The organism is Apibacter sp. wkB309 (genome assembly GCF_002964915.1).
GTDB lineage: Bacteria > Bacteroidota > Bacteroidia > Flavobacteriales > Weeksellaceae > Apibacter.
Window position 1 is genome coordinate 113,806 of the sequence record NZ_PSZL01000001.1, and the last position, 20,948, is coordinate 134,753.

General features: G+C 31.2%; 16 protein-coding genes and 1 riboswitch. Of the genes, 5 read left to right on the forward strand and 11 right to left on the reverse strand.

The window, feature by feature from the left end:
• Positions 1 to 16 precede the first annotated feature (16 nt).
• The 5 genes from C4S75_RS00405 to C4S75_RS00425 form a co-directional block, all read right to left on the reverse strand.
• Complete coding sequence (locus C4S75_RS00405; RefSeq protein WP_105296343.1) at positions 17 to 3,088, reverse strand: SusC/RagA family TonB-linked outer membrane protein; 3,072 nt, start codon at positions 3,086 to 3,088, stop codon at positions 17 to 19.
• Between the two features lie 249 nt (positions 3,089 to 3,337).
• On the reverse strand, positions 3,338 to 6,184 hold the full coding sequence (infB, locus tag C4S75_RS00410) for a translation initiation factor IF-2 (RefSeq protein ID WP_105296344.1): 2,847 nt from the start codon (positions 6,182 to 6,184) through the stop codon (positions 3,338 to 3,340).
• A 63-nt stretch (positions 6,185 to 6,247) separates the two neighbouring features.
• Positions 6,248 to 7,483: a transcription termination factor NusA gene (gene nusA, locus C4S75_RS00415; RefSeq protein ID WP_105296345.1), complete on the reverse strand. Its 1,236-nt coding sequence runs from the start codon at positions 7,481 to 7,483 to the stop codon at positions 6,248 to 6,250.
• A 19-nt stretch (positions 7,484 to 7,502) separates the two neighbouring features.
• Positions 7,503 to 8,006, reverse strand: coding sequence for a ribosome assembly cofactor RimP (rimP, locus tag C4S75_RS00420; protein ID WP_255410551.1), 504 nt, complete (start codon positions 8,004 to 8,006; stop codon positions 7,503 to 7,505).
• A 171-nt stretch (positions 8,007 to 8,177) separates the two neighbouring features.
• Positions 8,178 to 9,287, reverse strand: a complete 1,110-nt coding sequence (locus C4S75_RS00425) for a PorV/PorQ family protein (RefSeq protein WP_255410552.1) — start codon at positions 9,285 to 9,287, stop codon at positions 8,178 to 8,180.
• A gap of 155 nt (positions 9,288 to 9,442) precedes the next feature.
• On the opposite strand from C4S75_RS00425, the gene C4S75_RS00430 reads away from it, so the two are divergent.
• From C4S75_RS00430 to C4S75_RS00440, 3 genes are read left to right on the forward strand one after another with little or no spacing between them, the layout of a single operon-like run.
• On the forward strand, positions 9,443 to 10,189 hold the full coding sequence (locus tag C4S75_RS00430; RefSeq protein WP_105296347.1) for a phosphatidylcholine/phosphatidylserine synthase: 747 nt from the start codon (positions 9,443 to 9,445) through the stop codon (positions 10,187 to 10,189).
• Positions 10,170 to 10,934 carry a 3'-5' exonuclease gene (locus C4S75_RS00435; RefSeq protein WP_105296348.1) on the forward strand — a complete coding sequence of 255 codons (765 nt, stop codon included), beginning with the start codon at positions 10,170 to 10,172 and terminating at the stop codon, positions 10,932 to 10,934. Before C4S75_RS00430 ends, C4S75_RS00435 begins: the two co-directional genes overlap by 20 nt.
• Positions 10,931 to 11,539: a fumarylacetoacetate hydrolase family protein gene (locus C4S75_RS00440; protein ID WP_105296349.1), complete on the forward strand. Its 609-nt coding sequence runs from the start codon at positions 10,931 to 10,933 to the stop codon at positions 11,537 to 11,539. Before C4S75_RS00435 ends, C4S75_RS00440 begins: the two co-directional genes overlap by 4 nt.
• 5 nt (positions 11,540 to 11,544) lie before the next feature.
• Here the strand turns inward: C4S75_RS00440 and C4S75_RS00445 are convergent, their stop codons facing one another.
• From C4S75_RS00445 to tpx, 6 genes are all read right to left on the reverse strand, one after another.
• Positions 11,545 to 12,240, reverse strand: coding sequence for a DUF421 domain-containing protein (locus tag C4S75_RS00445; protein WP_105296350.1), 696 nt, complete (start codon positions 12,238 to 12,240; stop codon positions 11,545 to 11,547).
• Positions 12,241 to 12,649: 409 nt separating this feature from the next.
• The gene (metE, locus tag C4S75_RS00450) at positions 12,650 to 14,956 is read right to left on the reverse strand and encodes a 5-methyltetrahydropteroyltriglutamate--homocysteine S-methyltransferase (protein WP_105296351.1); all 2,307 of its coding nucleotides are present in this window, start codon (positions 14,954 to 14,956) and stop codon (positions 12,650 to 12,652) included.
• A 191-nt stretch (positions 14,957 to 15,147) separates the two neighbouring features.
• Positions 15,148 to 15,335, reverse strand: a riboswitch (cobalamin riboswitch).
• A gap of 121 nt (positions 15,336 to 15,456) precedes the next feature.
• Complete coding sequence (locus C4S75_RS00455; RefSeq protein WP_105296352.1) at positions 15,457 to 16,557, reverse strand: NADH:flavin oxidoreductase; 1,101 nt, start codon at positions 16,555 to 16,557, stop codon at positions 15,457 to 15,459.
• Between the two features lie 20 nt (positions 16,558 to 16,577).
• On the reverse strand, positions 16,578 to 17,309 hold the full coding sequence (locus C4S75_RS00460) for an SIMPL domain-containing protein (RefSeq protein WP_105296594.1): 732 nt from the start codon (positions 17,307 to 17,309) through the stop codon (positions 16,578 to 16,580).
• An 83-nt stretch (positions 17,310 to 17,392) separates the two neighbouring features.
• Positions 17,393 to 18,460: a class II fructose-bisphosphate aldolase gene (gene fbaA / locus C4S75_RS00465; RefSeq protein ID WP_105296353.1), complete on the reverse strand. Its 1,068-nt coding sequence runs from the start codon at positions 18,458 to 18,460 to the stop codon at positions 17,393 to 17,395.
• A 388-nt stretch (positions 18,461 to 18,848) separates the two neighbouring features.
• Positions 18,849 to 19,346: a thiol peroxidase gene (gene tpx / locus C4S75_RS00470; RefSeq protein WP_105296354.1), complete on the reverse strand. Its 498-nt coding sequence runs from the start codon at positions 19,344 to 19,346 to the stop codon at positions 18,849 to 18,851.
• Between the two features lie 242 nt (positions 19,347 to 19,588).
• Between tpx and C4S75_RS00475 the strand changes: the two genes are divergently transcribed.
• On the forward strand, positions 19,589 to 20,116 hold the full coding sequence (locus tag C4S75_RS00475) for an NUDIX domain-containing protein (protein WP_105296355.1): 528 nt from the start codon (positions 19,589 to 19,591) through the stop codon (positions 20,114 to 20,116).
• A gap of 467 nt (positions 20,117 to 20,583) precedes the next feature.
• Positions 20,584 to 20,907, forward strand: a complete 324-nt coding sequence (locus C4S75_RS00480; RefSeq protein WP_105296595.1) for an MGMT family protein — start codon at positions 20,584 to 20,586, stop codon at positions 20,905 to 20,907.
• Positions 20,908 to 20,948: the final 41 nt, after the last annotated feature.

The following is a 20,948-nucleotide window of genomic DNA, read 5'->3' on the forward strand; positions in this document are numbered from 1 at the left end:
GTTATCTTCTTAATTTTTAAAATCCAACATTAACTCCAACAGTAAATGTTTTTAATATAGGTTGTTCAAAATTACTTCCTCCTCCATTGACATTTTGTTCAGGTTCTATTTTCAGATGTCTTACTTTACTGTCAAAACAATAGGTCCAAATATTGGTTCCTCGTAAATATATTTTCAGGTTAGTTAATCCTATATCATCTAATACTGATTTTGAAAAAGTATATCCGATGGTTAAGTCTCTTAATCTAATGAAATCACCATCATATAAAAATCTTGTTGATGAATAGTTGGATTTTGAAGAATTGGTAAGTATTGGTTTTGGATTTGAAGCATGAGGGTTATCCGGTGTCCAGAAATCGCCTTGTTCTTCATATCCTCCATATATATGTATATATTGTCCGTCACTCGTAGTGTAATTTCTCCATCCATCATATATTTTATGTCCGAAATTACCACTGAAGGTTGCAGATAAAGATATTCTTTTATAAGATAGATCTGTTGAAAGCCCTGCCATGTATTTTGGAAGTGTAGTTCCTTGAACGGCTCTTTCTGCTTTATTATAATCGGTAGTTACTTCTCCTCCTTTTCCATTTACATACCATTGTCCTTCTCCTGTAGTAGGGTTAACTCCCGCCCATTTCCTCATATACCAACTTTTTACGGCTTCTCCTTTTCTAACAATATTTACTCCTGTGATGGATTCACCTAATGGAAGATTTGTTACTTCATTTTTTACGTAAGTGAAATTACCGGATAGATACCAGTTGAACCCGTCAGGAGTATCTGATTTGATTATTGTTCCTCCTAAATCTAATTCAATTCCTTTGTTTACCATATCTCCGGCATTAACTAATACGGTAGAGAAACCTGTGGTTAATGATATACCTTTAGGGAATATTAAATCTTTTGTCTTTTTGTGAAAGTAAGATGCTGAAAAATTCAATCTGTGATTAAAAAATTCTGTTTCGAAACCTGCATCAAACTGTCTGATTTTTTCCCAAGTGAAATCTTTATATCCTAATTGATAGATATATCCTCCCGCAGCATCATTATAATTTAAATCATATCCATATTGTGCAAATGAATTTAAATCATCATATAATAATTGATTTCCTAATTCTCCATATGAAGCTTTGATTTTCAGTAAATCAATGGATGATCCGATTAAAAATCTTTCATTGGAAATATCATAAGCTGCTCCCACAGACCAGAATGTTCCCCATTTATTACCTGAACTAAAGTTATTTAATGCTTCTCTTCTTATCGTTCCGTCCAGAAAATACTTTTTGCTGTAATCGTAACTTACATTTGCTGCATATGCATTTCTCGTAGCGATATAGCCATTTCCTGTGGTTTCTTCATTTTTAACAAAATTATCTGTAGAATATAACCCCAGTCTTCCTAATGTAGTATTTGAAGTGCTTAAGTATTTATAGTCTTTTTTATAAGCTTCTTGTATAATTCGTGTATCAAAGTGATGGTTTTCTCCTACTGTGAAAAAGTAATTTAAAATATTCTGAACATTCCAGTTAAAATATCGTACTCTTTCATTAATCATTCTTCCATTTGTATTTGCTCCGTCTCCATGAATTGGATTATCATATTTATCTCTTTCCATGTTTATATACTCCGGTGCAAAATTTATCACATATCTTAAATTATTAATAATCTTGTATTCACCTTGTATATTAGCAAAAACTCTGGCTGTTTTAGTGGTTATGTAGTTATTTTCCAATAAATACGCGGCATTAAACATACCGTTAAACATTCTTCCACCTTCTCCTAAATTATAACTTCCATCCGGATTTTTAGCAGGGTCAGTTGGCAGCATAAAGTATTTAGTTAATAATGGATTTGAAAAATATCCTCCATTTAAAACACTATTTTGTTTGGTATAAGCCGCATTGATATCTGTACGGATGGTTAATTGATCTGTAGCTTTATAATCAGTAGCTAATCTTCCACTTACCCTATCAAAGTCTGTACTTCTTACAGTACCTTCTTGTGAGAAATAATTAAGAGAGGAAGCATATTTTAATTTATCTGAACCTCCGGTTACTCCAATATTTAGACTGTTTTGAGAGGTATAATCTCTTTCCACAAGTTTAGTCCAATCAGGAACCTCAGTTTTACCATCCCATAACGGCAAGGTGGTTTCTTTTGGAGCCAATTCATTGTTTATATAATCGATGGCTTCTTGTTCTGTTAAATTTCTTTTATTTTTAACCGCTTCTGTTAAAACTCTGTTCCATGTTCCCGGAGTGATTGATTTTGGGCCTTTTACCGCTTTTTTTCCAAAACCTCTTTCCAAGTCAACTGAAAATTTAGCTTTCCCGTTTTTTCCTTTTTTGGTAGTTATCACAATAACCCCCGCTCCTGCATCAGCACCATACAGAGAGGTAGCTGCTGCATCTTTTAAGACCGTATAGGATTCTATATCATTGGGATTTATGGTTGCTAAAACATTCGTTGAAGGGTCTGTTTCGGATTTGTTACGATTATTGGTTAAATTACCTGAAGAAATTCTTACCCCGTCAATAATGTAAATCGGATTGTTATTTCCGTTTACAGAAGTAACTCCTCTCAATCTTATTTGTGCAAGTCCTCCCGGCTGACCTGTAGAGGAGTTTACTGATAAACCTGAAACTCTCCCGGCTAAGGCTTTATCAAATGATGCAATCGGGGCATTTGATATATCTGATCCTTTTACCACAGATGCTGTTCCTACCACATCTTTAGCATCTCTTATTCTACCGAATCCTAAAACAACTACTTCTTCAATTTCCTTTTCGTCTTTTTTCTCGATTTTTTTAGAAAATTTAAATGCTAAATCATCTTTTGCTATTACTTCTTCAGATTCTTCTTCTAAATTCGTAATTACTAAAACATCCCCAACTTTTCCTGCTGATAATTCAAAATTACCGTCATCATCGGTTCTTGTAAAAGTATTCGTTCCCTTAATTTCGACCTTTGCTCCTATGGCAGGTTCACCATCAGCCTCTTGTACATTTCCTTTAATTTGCCCAAAAGCAAATTGACCGGATAAGCACAATCCTAGCACACTTAAAATTTTAAGTTCTTTCCTCATACAATAATATATACTTAGTTAAACAACAAAATTCTAACATTTTTTTAATATATCCAAAAATAATATTAAATTATCTTAAAATAATAGCTTTTTGTTATAAATATAGTTAAATTATTATGTAAATATTAAATAATAAAAAAATTAGACGTAATTCATTGAAAGAACACTATAATATAAGATGGTTGGAAATAAAAAAAGCTGTATGAAATTTCATACAGCTTTTATATTAGTTATGTATAATTTTAAAATTTAAATCTTCAATTTTTTCTTAACTTCTACTTCTTCGTATACTTCCAATAAATCTCCTATCTGAATATCATTATAATTCTTAATATTCAATCCACATTCGTATCCTTTGCTTACTTCTTTTACATCGTCTTTGAATCTCTTTAAGCTTTCAAGCTCACCGGTATATACTACTATGCCTTCTCTAATGATACGTATTTTAGAATTTCTGTTAATAGTTCCATCTAAAACCATACATCCGGCAATAGTACCCACTTTTGAAATTTTAAAGGTTTCTCTGATTTCAACATTTCCAATAATTTGTTCTCTGATTTCAGGAGAAAGCATACCTTCCATAGCTTCTTTAACATCGTTAATTACGTCATAGATAATGGAATAGGTTCTAATTTCGATTTCTTCTCTTTCTGCTAATTCTCTGGCACTTTGGTTTGGACGAATGTTAAATCCAATCAATATGGCATCTGAAGCTGCCGCTAATAAGATATCAGACTCTGTAATCTGTCCAACTCCTTTATGGATGATATTGATTTGTATCTGATCATTAGATAATTTTTGTAAAGAATCTGTTAATGCTTCTACTGAACCATCTACATCTCCTTTTAGGATAATATTTAATTCTTTAAAATCACCTAACGCAATTCTTCTTCCAATTTCATCTAAGGTGATATGTTTTTGAGTTCTTATGGATTGTTCTCTGATTAATTGCTCTCGTTTATTAGCAATTTGTTTGGCTTCTTTCTCATCCTCAAATACCCTAAATTTATCCCCAGCAGTTGGTGCTCCATCTAAACCTAAAACCGTAACGGGAACTGATGGACCGGCTTCTTTCATCGGTTTTCCTCTTTCATCCATCATGGCTCTAACTTTACCGTGATTTTTTCCCGCCAAAATGTAGTCTCCAACTCGTAAAGTCCCATTTTGTACTAATATGGTTGATACATAACCTCTTCCTTTATCTAAGGCTGCTTCAATAACCACTCCATTAGATAAACGGTTAGGATTGGCTTTTAAATCCAATATTTCAGCTTCTAATAATACTTTTTCAAGAAGAATATCAACATTGGTTCCAAACTTAGCGGAAATTTCTTGGGATTGAATATTACCTCCCCAATCTTCTACTAATAAGTTCATTTGCGATAATTCTTCCTTGATTTTATCAGGGTTGGAATTAGGCTTATCAATTTTATTAATTGCAAATATCATAGGAACTCCCGCTGCTTGAGCGTGACTGATCGCTTCTTTGGTTTGAGGCATCACATTATCATCTGCTGCAACTACGATAATTGCTAAATCGGTTACTTGAGCACCCCTTGCACGCATGGCGGTAAAGGCTTCGTGTCCGGGTGTATCTAAAAATGTGATTTTTTGCCCATTGGAAAGCTTAACATTATAAGCCCCTATATGTTGTGTAATCCCTCCGGATTCACCGGCAATTACATTGGTATTTCTTATATAATCCAGCAAAGAAGTTTTTCCGTGGTCCACATGTCCCATCACTGTAACGATTGGAGCTCTGGTAACTAAATCTTCTTCTTTATCTTGTTCTTCTTCAATGGCAGAATCATCCACTTCAGAATCGGTAAATTCAATTTTATAACCAAACTCATCGGCTACTAATACCATGGTATCAGCATCTAACCGTTGATTCATGGTTACCATAACACCTAAAGAAAAACATGCAGAAATAATTTCAGTTGCAGCAACATTCATTAAACTCGCCAATTCGTTAACTGTGATAAACTCAGTTACTTTTAGGGTGTTATCTTTTCTTTCTTGTTCGTGTAATTCAGCTTCTTGCTCTCTTCTTTGAATTCTTTTGTCTCTTCTGAATTTTGAGCTCTTAGATTTTCCTCCTTTGGATGTTAATTTTTCTAAGGTTTCTTTTATTTGATTTTTTACTTGTTCATCCGTTAATTCTGCAGGACGAACATTTCTGTTTCCTCCGCCTGAATTTGGACGTCTGTTTCCTCCGCCTTTTTTAAAGTTTTTATTTTGTCCTTGACCTGATCCGCCTTTTTTATCTCCGTTGTTGTTTATTGATTTAGCAACCGCATTTACATCAACTTTAGAGTCTTTAACAATTCTTTTTCTTTTCTTTTTCTCAGAATTTGAATTTTCTTTATTGACTTTTTTAGGTTTTTGAAATTGTGTTAAATCAATCTTTTGACCTGTAATTTTAGGTCCATCCAACTTTTGGTATTGGGTTTCTAACTTTTCAGGTTCGTCGTCTTGTGATTTTTTTTCATTCTCCTCAACTACCGGTGAAGAAGAAACGACCTGTGGTTTTTCTGATTTTTTTTCTTCTTTGATTTCCTGTTTCGGCTGCTCTTCTGCATTTTTCTCTTTCTGTTTTTTAACCGGATGTGTAGGTTCCTTAGCTCTTTGTAGGTCTTCAGGAGATATTTTTCCAACTATTTTAATACCCGATTTTTTTTCTTCTACAGGTTTAGTTTCTTTTTGCTCAACATTTTGAGAGGAAGTTACTTTTTCTTCTTCTTTTTCTTTCTCTTTTCTAAAATCTTTTTTAGTCTTTCTATGAGCATCTAGGTCTATTTTACCTATTGTTTTAGGTGCAGCTATTTCATCGGCTTTAACCTTAAATATTTCCGGTTGCTCCACCTTCTCTTCCTTTCTTCTTTCCGGAATTTTGTTTATGACCACATCTAAAGACGCATCTTTTTTCATTTTATCTTCTGAAAATTCAGTAACTAAGAGCTGATACGCTTTTTGATCTAACTTTACGTTAGGGTTTTTCTCAATCCCGACATTTTGAGAATGTAAATATTCTACTGCTCTGTCAAGAGAGATATTAAGGTCTTTTAATACTTTACTTAATCGAATACCCGACATATTATACTTTGTTGTTATTCTATTTTTTTTACAAATATGATAATTTATTGAAAGAAATTTACATTATTCTTCAAATTCTTCTTTTAAAATACGGATCACATCTATAATGGTTTCTTCTTCTAAATCCGTAAGTTCTAATAAATCATTTACATCTTTTTCTAATACAGATCGTGCTGTATCTAATCCTACTTTTTTCAATTCTTCAATAACCCAGCTTTCTATTTCATCGGAAAATTCTGTCAATTCAATATCTTCTTCTTCCGGCTCATCTCTTCGTACATCAATCTCATATCCTGTTAACCAACTAGCCAATTTAATATTTTGTCCTCCTTTACCTATCGCTTTGGATACTTCTTCCGGTCTTAAGAAAACTACTGCATGTTTGTTTTCTTCATCCAATTCCATGGAAGATACTTTTGCGGGACTTAAAGCTCTTTGGATAAATAATTGCTGATTGTTGGTATAACTGATTACATCTATATTTTCATTTCTCAATTCTCTTACAATTGAATGGATTCTAGATCCTTTCATACCGACACATGCTCCTACCGGATCTATTCTGTCATCATAGGATTCTACTGCTACTTTGGCTTTTTCTCCCGGTATACGAACTGTTTTCTTAATGGTAATTAATCCATCATATATTTCAGGAATCTCAAATTCAAACAGTTTTTCCAAAAATTTAGGTGAAGTTCTTGAAAGGATAATTAATGGTTTTCCTCCCTTAAAGCCCACTTCTTCTACCACGGCTTTTACGGTTTCTCCTTTTCTGAAGAAATCGGATGGTATTTGATTTTCTTTTGGAAGTATCATGTCATTTTGATCTTCATCCATTAAAATAACCTGCTTATGACGAATATAATGGACTTCACCGCTTACAATTTCTCCTTCTATTGATTTGAATTTTTCATATAAATTAGAGTTATCGTATTCGGCTATTTTTGTGTTCAATACTTGTTTGAATGCAAGAATATTTCTTCTTCCTAATTCGTTTAATTCAATCTTTTGGGTATATTCTTCTCCAACTTCAAAACTTGGATCAATTTTTCTAACTTCGCTAATTTCTATTTCTAACAAATCATCTTCAGACATTTCATCTTCAACGATTTTTCTATTTAAATATATTTCCAAGTCCCCTTTATCCGGGTTAACAATAACATCAAAATGATCATCTGAACCATATCTCTTTCTTAAAACGGTTTTCATTGATTCTTCAACGATCGCCATTAAAGTAATTCTATCTATATTTTTCTCGTCTTTAAAATCTGCAAATGATTCTATTAACTCTATACTATCCATCGGTCCGTTCTAATTTAAATTAAAATTTTATATTAATTGTTGCTCTTTTTATATTGCTGTAAAATATTTCTTCTTTGACTTCTATAGTTACTTTTCCTTTTCCTACTTCTTTAGCCCTTCTTTCCTTCCATGTAAGAACTACTTTTTCTTCGTCTGCATCAACTATAGTCCCATTTAACTCTATATTTTCTATAGTAATAATCTGTAGATCCCTTCCCTTATTTTTCACATACTGTCTTGGATATAATAAAGGATTGGTTATACCGTAAGAATAGACTGACAATTCAAAATCTTCTTCTTCTCTGTCTAAGTTATTTTCAATTGCTCTGCTGCAATCTAAACAATCTTGCACAGAAACTCCTTCGTCTCCGTCTATGGTAACTTCTATTTTATTAGTTTGAGAAACTTTACAAGATATTAAAAACAAATCTGCTCTAGTTTGAAGAAATTCTTCTAATAATACATTTACTTTCTCTTCCAATGCCATAATAACATCCTCTAATAAACAACTAAATCTTAACAATAATTTACTATACTATTTTTTCTAAGAATAAAGTACAAAAAAAAGCCCTTGTAGATAGGCTTTTAATAATCTTTTAAATCCCAAAAACTTTACAAATGTAATACTTATTTTCTAAATAATAAAATTATACTCTCTATGTATAAGATAATTACAGTTTTATATTTTATAAAATTATTTTATAAACTCTGCCATATCGATTTTAACTGAAAATATATTAGAATATAATGCAACTGAAGAATTTCCGATATTAGTAAGTGCATAATCTACCGTTACTCCTTTATAACGAAACCCTATACCTGCATTGGGCTGAATTGTTAATTTTCTTGAATCGTCAAAACGGGTTTCATATTGCATATTATTTAAACCTGCTCGTAAAAAAACCACATGATCATAATCTAATTCTATCCCTAAAGATGGGGACATACTCAGCGCTTCTGATGAAAGCCAATCATTGTTTTTATCAAATTCAAAATTTAAATCTAACTCAGCTAACAGCCCGAATTTATCATTTAAATCGAATTTTTTGGCTGCGCCTAATTTTAATTTAGGCATGGTTAACTCTATTTTATCTTTAGGCGCTTCATTAAGTGTTTCTCCGTCTAATTCTAATTTATTTAATTTTTTTTCATTTACGGACCATGCATTAAAAGTGGTTGTTATATCTCTAGCCATGATCCCAAAATAAAATTGATCTTGGGTTCGATATTGCAATCCCGCGTCTATTCCAAAACCGAATGCATTGGCAAATTTACCGATATGCCTATATACTATTTTTGCATTAGCTCCTATTGAAAGATTCGGATCATTGAATAAATTACCGGCATAGGAGGCCATAAAAGCATAATCTGCCGTTGAAAATCGACTTATTTTGTTGTAATCTATATTCCCTTGATTATCGATCAATTGAGTAGTATTCATAATATCATCTACCGCAAATCGGTAGAGTGAAAAACCAATCGTTCCTTCCGTTCCACTATTTAAGGGAATTGCTGCAGCTGCATATTCATATTTGGCTATGGATTGAAAATATTCTGCATGCATCAAAGCTCCTTGCCAAGCATCTCTAACTTCCGTCAATCCTGCCGGATTCCAATATCCTGCATTTACATCCGATACATTAGCTACTACTGAATTACCCATCCCAAATGCACGAGCATCTGCTCCTATATTTAGAAATTCATTTGAATACTTTCTAAATGCTTGCGCATGAAGATTCATATTAAAATGAACAGCCCAAATGAGGATGCTTAAAGTAATTTTTTTTTGAATTTTCCCTTTCAATAAATAGTATTTTTATGTATAAACAAACTATCGTATAAACGTTGAAAACCGTTTTTTATTATTTGGGCTACCCCGGATTTTTAAAAATAATTATTACTTTTATAACTTAATTTGCTTTGTATTTAACAATACATTATTTATAAATACCTGAAAAAATGAAATATCTTCCTAATACACTAACTCTTGCTAATTTACTTTGTGGTAGCATTGCGTGTATTTTAACTATAATAAAAGCTCCCATTGAATATATTTTAATCCTGCTTTTATGTTCTTTGATTTTTGATTTTTTCGATGGTTTTGCCGCCCGTCTTGCAAAGGTTTCCGGACCTTTTGGAAAGGAACTTGATAGTTTGGCAGATATTGTTACGTTTGGCGTTTTGCCCGGCTTATTTATGTTTACCATGTTGGGAGGAGATGATTTTTATTCTCGTATAAGTACGTTTTCAAACGGATTTATACATAATAAATACATTGTTTTGTTTCCATTTTTCGGACTGTTGATTACTTTGTTTTCTGCTCTGCGTCTTGCTAAATTTAATTTAGATGAGGAACAAAGTTATTATTTTAAAGGGTTGCCTACTCCTGCAAATACTATTTTGATATTTTCATTATACTATTTACATCAAAATCATACGTATTTATTATTAGATAATTCTTGGTTTTTGTTATTCATTACTGTCTTATCAAGCTATTTACTGGTTGCCAATATTCCCTTACTGGCTTTTAAATTTAAAAACTTAACCTGGAAAGATAATTCTCTTGTATACTCTTTCCTTATAATTTGCATAGTTTTATTAATTTTCCTTAAAATATCAGCTATACCAATACTTATATTAATTTACTTAATTTTATCAATTATATTTCGAAAAAAAATTATTTCAAATGGAACTAAAACTACATAAATCAATCTGCTTTTTCGATCTTGAAACTACCGGAATAAATATCAGCAAAGACCGGATAGTTGAAATTAGTATATTTAAAGTAAACCCTGACCAATCAAAAGAGAGTAAAACTTGGAGAGTTAATCCTGAAATTCCAATTCCAAAGGAATCGTCTTTAATTCATGGAATTTATGATAAAGATGTTGTCGATGCTCCTACTTTTAAAGAAATTGCTCCTCAGGTTCTCGAAATGATTAAAGATTCTGATCTTTCAGGATATAATTCCAACCGATTCGATATTCCATTACTTGCGGAAGAACTTTTGCGAAACGGGTTTGAATTTGACATAAAAAAACATCGCCCGATTGATGTTCAAGTAATCTTTCATAAAATGGAACCCAGGAATCTTTCCGCAGCTTATAAATTTTATTGCGATAAGAATTTAGAAAATGCTCATTCTGCTTCTGCAGATACTTATGCTACGTATGAAATATTAAAGGCTCAACTTGAAAAATATGAGGATATTCAAAACGATGTGAAATTCCTTCATGAGTTTACCATGCAAAATAAAAATGCTGATTTGGCAGGATTTGTTGGAATAGATAAAGATGAAGACGAGGTTTTCAATTTTGGAAAATACAAAGGTAAAAAATTGAAAAATGTGTTTTTAAGTGATTTAGGATATTATTCTTGGTTAATGAATGCTGATTTTCCTTTATATTCGAAAAAAATTTTTACAAGAGCAAAATTAAAAAGTGTTTTATGAAATTTATCTGTGTAGGAAGAAATTATAGCAATCACGCGAAAGAATTAAACAATGAGATACCTAAAGATCCGGTTTTATTTATTAAACCGGATACCGCTTTAGCCAGACCCGGTGATGATTGGTATATTCCAGAATTCACTGAAAACCTTCAGCATGAAGTAGAGGTTCTTATAAAAATTTCTAAAGTTGGAAAATATATTCAACCGGAATTTGCCGGAAATTATTACTCTGAAATTGGACTTGGCATTGATTTTACTGCTAGAGATTTACAAGATCGGTTAAAAGAAAAAGGGCTTCCCTGGGAAAAATCCAAGGCTTTCGATCGATCTGCTTTAATTGGAAATTTTGTAAGTAAAGAGAAATTTAATTTAGATAGTTTGAATTTTTCTTTAGTTAAAAACGGCAATATTCAGCAAAAAGGAAATACTTCAGAAATGATTTTTACATTTGATTACCTCATCTCATATATTTCTCAATATTTCACTTTAAAAATGGGCGATATTATTTTTACCGGAACGCCATCGGGAGTTTCTAAGCTTAGTGAAAATGATTTTCTGGAAGGTTTTATTGAAAATGAGAAGTTTTTTGAGGTTAAAATCAGGTAATAGTTTTAATCATTAACCTTTAATTTATAATCCTGACTTTTAGGTACAATAAAAAATTTATTCGGAGACCACTGTGCAAGGAAAATTTTGGATACATCATCATATCCTTGTTTTCTTAATTCATTTTTTAGCCAATCTTCTGTTTTATCAATTCCCTCTAAATAGACATGATTAATTTTTCCATCAATAACCAATAAAACTGCGTATTTATCATAATCATCCGTAAATGCTGTAATGGAACCGTCTTGTTCCATTTGAGCAAAATATACTTTAGATATATCATATATACCATTATTTTTTAGTACACTGGCATAAGTCATTATATCAATCTTTGCTTTTTTAAATCCTTCTATATTAAATTTTCCTTTTAACACTAAAGGTATAATAGGGCCTTCTACTAATCCTCTTAAACGACTATATTTTTTTGTGAGAAATGCTATTAAATACACAATGAATGTCCAAATAAACAATACTAAGGCAAATTCCATAATAGAGATATTCGGATTATATATAATTCCACCTACCAAGCCCCCTAAGACTATATTCTGAATTAAATCAATTCCGGAAACTTGGTTTAAAATGGTTCTTCCTACTAATTTAATGTAAATTAAAACGGCGATGAATGCCACTACTAATTTTATCGATATAAATATGTTATCATATATATTGAAGCTTCCGAAAACTGCATTTTTTAAATCCATGATATTCTATATTTGTAATTTAGTGTTATATACAAAAATATAAATTAATTTAATATATTAATGTATAATTATTTAAATGTTTCTTATTTTATTTTAAAGAAATATATACATATAAAATTATAATAAAATGAAAATAAGCTGAAAACATAATGCTTTCAGCTTATTTGTAACACATAAAATGTATAATCAACTATTGTTTCTTATCCTATTTTAGCTATTTAAAATTAAAATTCTACTAAGACAATTATGATTTTCTTTTAATAAATCAATTTTAAGTTTTAATTTGTCGAACTCTAGTATCTATTAAATTTTCAAAACATTCTAACCTTTTGTTTAAAAAACTTTTAAGAAGTTACGATCATATATAAACATTTATACCTATTATACCGACCGATACTAAAAGGATCGTCTAGTATTGTTCTCGCATTTCTGTTGCTGCTCCTACCATTTCAATTAATGCTTTTTCTGTTTCTTCCCATCCTCTTGTCTTAAGTCCGCAATCCGGGTTAATCCACAGTTGCTCTACCGGTATGCTTTTTATTGCTTTTTTCAATAAGGAAACCATTTCATTTTTGGACGGTATTCTCGGAGAGTGTATATCATAAACACCCGGACCAATATCGTTAGGGTATTTAAATTCTGAAAAAATGTTTAACAACTTCATATCTGACTTAGAGCATTCTATGGTAATTACATCCGCATCCATATCTGCTATGTTTTGTATGATATCATTAAATTCTGAATAACACATATGAGTATGAATTTGTGTTTGATCTTTTACTCCACAGGATGCAATTCTAAATGCTTTTATAGCCCACTCTAAATAGGTTTGCCAATCTTTTTTACGTAACGGCAGCCCTTCTCTTATGGCCGGTTCATCTATTTGAATAATTCGTATTCCTGCTTTTTCCAAGTCTACTACTTCTTCTCTAATGGCTAATGCAATTTGGAAACAGGTATCTTTTCTCGGTTGATCGTCTCGCACAAAACTCCATTGCAATATGGTTACCGGTCCGGTCAACATACCTTTTACATTTTTATTTGTTAAGGATTGTGCATAGGAAGACCATTTCACAGTCATAGGATTAGGCCTGAATATATCGCCATAGATGATGGGTGGTTTCACACAACGGCTTCCATAACTTTGTACCCATCCGTTTTTGGAAAATGCAACTCCTTCTAATTGTTCTCCAAAATATTCCACCATGTCGTTTCGTTCAAACTCCCCGTGAACCAATACATCTATACCTATTTTTTCTTGGAATCGTATAGTTTTTTCAATTTCCTTTTTAATTAGCTCTTCATATTCCAAAGGTGTTATCAATCCTTTTTTTAGTTTAGATCTCCAACTTCGGACTTCGGATGTCTGAGGAAATGAGCCGATCGTAGTTGTAGCAAATAAAGGCAACTGCAAGGCTTCAGATTGTTTTTTCTTTCGTTCTGAAAATACGGAATTTCTTTTATCTTCTACATTTTCTATATTCCTTATTTTTTCTTTTACTTTTTCGTTATGTATTAAAGCTGATGTTTTTCTGCTGGTTGCAGCCGCTATATTTTCCTGTAATTTTTTTTGCAAACCCGGGGAATCTTCTTTTGCCGCAAGCTTTTTTAAGGTTACTACTTCATCGATTTTCTGTTTTGCAAAAGCCAACCAATTTTTAATTTCCGATGAAAGGGCTTTTGTATCTGTTTCCAATTCCAGGTCAACCGGACTGTGAAGAAGTGAACAAGAAGGAGCTATTAAAATTCGGTCTTTACCAATTTTGGAAACAGCTTTTTGAATAAGTTTCAATGATTTTTCGAAATCATTTTTCCATATATTTCTTCCATCAACGATCCCTAAAGAAAGGATAAGTTTTTCCGGAATATTTTCTAAAACTTCATCTAATTGTTCCGGACAACGTACCAAATCTATATGTAATGCTTGTACGGGTAGATTAAAAGCAAGTGTTAAATTGTCTTTCAATCCGTCAAAATAGGTAGTTAGTATTTTATTTATATAAGGAAATTGTTTATGAATTTCTTTATAGGCATATTGGAAGGATTCTTTTGCTTTTTCATCCAAATCCAAAGCCAAGAAAGGCTCATCAAACTGCACCCATTCAACTCCTTCTGCCTTTAATTTATTTAGGATTTCTATATAGACAGGAAGAATGTTTTTTAGTAAATCCAACTTATTGAAGTTTTCCTCTTTTTCTTTTCCCAACAACAAATAAGATACAGGGCCTATTATAACCGGCTTTGTATGGATTCCTGCATTTTTAGCTTCTAAATATTCATCAATAATTTTTGTTGAAAACAAGGAAAATTTCTGATTACTTTCAAATTCAGGGACAATGTAATGATAATTGGTATCAAACCATTTGGTCATTTCCATGGCTTTTATATCAATGCCTTCTTTTTGATGTCCTCTGGCCATGGCAAAATATAAATCTAATTCCGTATTTGATTTATCCAGTATTACCTTATTATATCTTTTAGGGATAGCTCCGACCATTAGTGACATATCAAGTACCTGATCGTAATAAGAAAAATCATTAGATGGGATCCAATCAATCCCTAATTTTTGTTGAGTTACCCAGTTTCGGTGCCGGATATCTTTACTTGTTATCATCAGTTCTTCGACTGACGCTTTACCTGCCCAATATTTTTCACAGGCTTTTTTAAGTTCTCTGTCACTACCAATACGCGGATAGCCAAGATTGTGTGTTTGCATTTTTATAACTTTTTAAACGATTATATTATAAAAAGCTCTTATTGCTAAACTTCACAATGCTCTCTTTCTTTGTTAAATAAAATCAAATTTCAAAACAATTTTGACATACAAGTAAACTAATTATTCTAATGATCTTAAAGTTTCTTGTAGCCCAATTATATTTTTTGTGATCTTGCTTTTACTCGCGAAAGCATTGTCAATTAAGAACAGGCAGGTCTCCTGGCTTATAACATTTTATCTACCTTCTCACCTTTTAAATCGGCAATGGTTTTTATTGATAAAATTTTTTAGGTTACTTACAGTTGCGCGTCAGCTCATGATTCACACATGATTCCCTATTAAGTCGTTTTTACACAGCACCTTATTCTTGTTGATAAAGAAATTAAGTAAAGAACTTATATATACAAAGATAAAAAACCTTTGCTTTTATTTCTTTATTAAAATAAATAAAAATTAAAACTTGGTTTTTGTTTTTATTTTACTACTATTTTATGTTTTTATTAGTATAATTCTTTAAGTTGATCCTTAGAAAATCCTTTAAACTCAGATAAGTTTCCATTTTTAATCTTTAATGCCCATTCAGGATCTGCAAGTAGCGCTCTTCCTACTGCTATTAAATCAAATTCGCCCGCATCTAGTCTTCTATTTAATTCGTTAAGAAAATTATCAGACGCCTCAAAACTTTGTCCTTTGAATGCTCCTAAGAAATCTCCGGTAAGCCCCACAGATCCAACACTTATGGAAGGTTTGCCCGTTATTTTTTTTGCCCATCCTGCAAAATTTAAATCAGAATTTTCAAATTCGGGTTCCCAAAATCTTCGTTGTGAGCAATGAAAAATATCAACTCCGGCATCTGATAACGGTAGTAACCATTCTTCCATTTCTTCCGGTGTCTTTGCCAATTTAGCGGAATAATCTTGTTGTTTCCATTGTGATAAGCGTAAAATTATAGGAAAATCTTCTCCTACCGCATTTCGAACCGCTTTTACAACTTCAATGGCAAAACGGTTCCTTTCGGACAAGGTAGCTCCTCCCCATTTATCATTTCTTTTATTGAGCTTATCCCAAAAGAATTGATCGATCAAATATCCGTGCGCTCCATGCAATTCCAGGGCATCAAAACCTATTTTTTTGGTTTGGTAAGCTGCTTCTGCAAAAGCCTCAATTGTATTTTCAATATCACTTTCGCTCATTTCTTTTCCGCCTTTTGTTTCCGGATTTAAAAGTCCGGATGGTCCCTCAAAAGACTCTGATGGTTTCCAGTTTTTATGGGCCGGTATTATTCCCATATGCCAAAGTTGCGGAGCTATTTTACCACCTTTAGCATGAACTTCTTCAACCACCTTTTTCCAACCTTCTAAGGCTTGTTCTCCATAAAATACAGGTATATTTGGGTCATTGGAAGATGCCACCCTGCGAACAACGGTTCCTTCTGTAATAATTAAACCCACTTCGGCCTGTGCTCTTCTTTGATAATAATCAGCTATTTGTTTACCGGGTATTCCATCATAAGCAAATGATCGGGTCATAGGCGCCATGACTATCCTGTTTTTTAATGATAGTTTTTTTGATGTTAACGGTTGAAATAATTTGTGCACCATTTTAATTTATATCGTAGTTATTAATTAATTTCATATTCTAGACGAATGGTAATGCTTGCTGTTTTTTTCTTGGATGATACATTAAATGCCCCTCCCCAAGAGTAGTCATCTTCAGATGAATTTTGAGCAGTTATTTGAAAAACCCCTTGATTGGCATTTTTTAATTTACCTAATTTACAACCGGCGTTAATTGCTATTTCTTCTGCTCTTTTTTTTGCATCTTTGGTTGCATCTGAGATCATCTGTATTTTTAAATCAGACAATTTAGTATAGTAATATAAAGGCGATCGGGAATAGAGCTCTACTCCGTTATTAATCAATTCTGTAATTTGACGGGAAAGATCTTCTACTTTTTTCACATTTTTAGATTCTATGGTTATGGTTTGATTTAATTCATACCCTGTAAATATATTTTGATTTATTCCTTCTTTGTATCTACTATCATATTGTTTACTTATTTCTACTGAGGAAAAAACTATTTCTTTATCGGAAAATCCTTTGGAAATCAGATATTCTCTTACTTTTTTCCTATCTGTATCTAATTCGGCATAGGCTTGTTTTAAATCGAGATTTTTCTTTGAAAAATCGGCTTTCCATACTATTAAATCAGATTCAAAATCTTTTGAGCCTAGTCCTTTTACTGTTATTGTATTGGATTGATTTCTTTTTTGGTAAGAATTACCTAAAAAATATGCAGCAAGAACGATTGAAATGGAAGCTAGTAATGTTGATACTATTAGATAATTTTTCATACTCTCTTTTTTCCAAATATACAAAAAAAGCACCTTAAATAAAGGTGCTTTCATTTTTTATAAATAAAATTTATATTTTTTTACTATAATGTATTGATATTATTTAAATCTTCGAAAGCTTTTTCCAATCTTTTTGAGAACCCTTCTTCACATTTTCTCATCCAAACTCTTGGATCATAAAATTTCTTGTTTGGTGCTTCATCTCCGGTTGGATTTCCAACTTGAGTTCTTAAATAATCAATATTTTTTTCTACATAATCTCTTGCTCCTTCGGTATAAGCGAATTGTAAATCTGTATCAATATTCATTTTAACTACTCCGTAGCTTATGGCTTCTCTTATATCTAACAAGGAAGAACCTGATCCTCCATGAAATACAAAATTAATCGGTTTTGAAGGTCCGCCCACTTGTTTTTGAACGTATTCTTGTGAGTTGTGAAGTATTTTAGGCTCTAATTTAACATTTCCCGGTTTATATACTCCATGTACATTACCAAATGCTGCTGCAATTGTAAAATTAGGACTTATTGCGCTTAATGCTTTATAGGTTTTATAAACATCCTCAGGTTGTGTATATAATTTTGAGCTTTCTATATCTGAATTGTCAACTCCGTCTTCTTCTCCACCTGTTATCCCTATTTCAACTTCTAGAGTCATTCCTAATTTTGCCATTCTTTCAAAATATTTAGAAGAGATTGCTAAATTTTCATCTAAAGGCTCTTCTGAAAGATCTAGCATGTGTGAAGAGTATAGTGTTTTTCCTTCTTTTTTATGGAATTCTTCACAAGCATCTAATAACCCGTCAACCCAAGGTAATAATTTTTTTGCACAGTGATCTGTATGTAATATTACAGTTGCCCCATAGGCTTCTGCCAACGTATGGACATGTTTTGCTCCAGCTATAGCCCCTAAAACATCTGCTCTAAGGGAAGAGTTTTTATATCCTTTACCTGCATTAAATTGAGATCCTCCGTTTGAAAATTGTATAATTAAGGGAGCATTTACTCTAACAGCTGTTTCAAGGGCTGCATTTACATTGCTTGATCCTATAACGTTACATGCCGGTAAAGCAAATTGATTTTCTTTAGCATAATCGAATATTTCTTTTACTAACGAACCGGTTGCTACTCCCGCTGGAAATTTTCTGCTCATGATATTATAATTTTTTTTGTTATACTTTTTTAAATTGTAAATGTAAAAACTATTTATATCTCAAAGAGTTATTTTATGTTGAAATTTCTCATGTTTTATTTTTTTTAACAAAAAGTTATAATTTTACTGAAATTATATAGTTAATTTTTCATAATACAACTGACGCTTTATAAAAACTTTAGTACTTTTTAAGAATTCACCGTATTTCTTTTAAAATATAAATTTTAATTACTAGTTCAAGAGTTAGTAACAATTTTTACATTACATTGAATTCAAATAATTAGTATTCTCAATTATCATACTAATCTTTCATTTTGAGAAATTAGATAAAAATATAAATGCCTCATATTTGAAAAATACAAGGCATTTCTTTTTCTTGATAGATTTTTTATTTTAATATAGCTGTTACTTTTTCATAATTAGGCTCATGAGTAGTTTCAGCTATTTGTTCTTCATAAATAATTTCTCCTGACTCATCAAGAACAAGTACTGCTCTGCTAAGTAATCCTTTTAACGGACCATCTGCAAATTCTAAATTATATACTTTACCAAAATCTGAACGAAAGGCAGAAAGCGGGATAACATTATCTAAACCTTCTGCGGCACAAAAACGTTTTTGAGCAAAAGGAAGGTCTTTTGAAATACATAGAACCACAGTGTTTTTCATTTCAGATACTTTTTCATTAAATTCTCTGACAGACATTGCGCATGTGTCTGTATCCACACTTGGAAATATGTTTAAAACAACTCTTTTTCCTGCATAATCCGATAATTTTTTTTCTGATAAATCCGTATCCACTAATATAAAATCCGGAGCCTTACTTCCTATTGATGGTAGGTTTCCCAATGTATGGACTTCATTTCCTTTTAATGTTATTGTTGCCATTGTATTATTTTTATTTACGGTTAATTATTACTATGAAAGATTTACAAAGACTAATGTATGAAATAATATTAATTTTGATAATTTGTAAAATATTATATTATATAATTCTTTTATTAATAATTTCTATTTAAATGTTACTATTTATTTTGAAAAGAATTTTCTATTATTTTCATATAAAATAATTTTCGATAACTATATTTTTAAAATACTTAATTAAATTTGGGTATTAAAACTTATGTGATATGCAACCCATTTTCAAATTCTGCCCAAATTGTAAAAGTGATCATTTAGAATATCCGCATGGATCAAAAATTGTATGTTTAGATTGTAATTTTGAATACTATCACAATACAGCCGGAGCAACCGCTGTGGTTATTCAGAAAAATGACGAAATATTATTTACTATTAGAAACAAAGAACCTAAAAAAGGCTTTTTAGATCTGGCAGGAGGATTTATTGAAGCCGAAGAAACCGCTGAACATGGTAGTTTTAGGGAATTACAAGAGGAATTAAATATATCGATTGATTTATCTAAATTAGAATATATATGTTCCCATCCTAATACTTATTTATACAAAAACATCCTATATAATACCATTGATTTATTCTTTCTTTATAAAGATGAGAATTTATCTATCGGAGATTATGACCCAATTGAATTAAAAGGATATGTATGGAAAAAATTATCCGATATAGATCTTAATGAAATTGCTTTCGACAGTCACAAGAAAACGCTAACCCTCTTGAAAAATAATTTAAAGGGATCTTAAGTATACTTGTTTTCTTGTAATTTATGAAAGCGTATCGGTATTTTGATTATTAATTTTATATTAAATTTTAAACCACTATAATTTAAAAACAAGTCTAAAAAAGAAATGATTCTAATTAAATTAGAATCATTTCTTTATTTTTACTTTCAAATTTAATAAAAAACAATAATTATTTATAGAAAGTAAAAATCTCAAATTCTCATTTTTTTTGATATGTTTGAAGCCTAAACTTCCTGTTCTGCTAATTTAATAAATTATATTTTATATATAAAATTTAAAGCAAATAATTTAATAATAATCAATAAATTTTATTCTTTACTTGTAAAATTACTAATAGAAGAACACAAAACGTATTATCTTTTTTTCTTACTTTTCAGTACTTAAAATGTTTTAAAAAAATTTAGTTACATCGCATTTTATTTGCTTACACTAGTTAATTATTGAAAATTATTTTTTTCATTTATTCCATGGAATCTACCAATTTTTATGAAAGGGTATATGAAATTGTACGAAAAATACCTTACGGTAAAGTAACCACTTACGGACATATTGCGGCTTATTTGGGAGTTAAAAGTTCCTCCCGAATGGTAGGTTATGCCATGAATTCTTCCCATTCAATATCAGACATTCCGGCTCACAGAGTTGTAAACCGAAACGGAATGTTAACCGGAAAGTTTCATTTTCCCACTCCAACACTTATGGAAGAACTTTTAGAAAATGAAGGAATCCCAATTAAAAACGATAAGATCATTAATTTTAAAGATTATTTATGGATACCTGAAAATGATTGATATTATATTTTACAATGCAAAAATTTTATTTAAATTTGCAA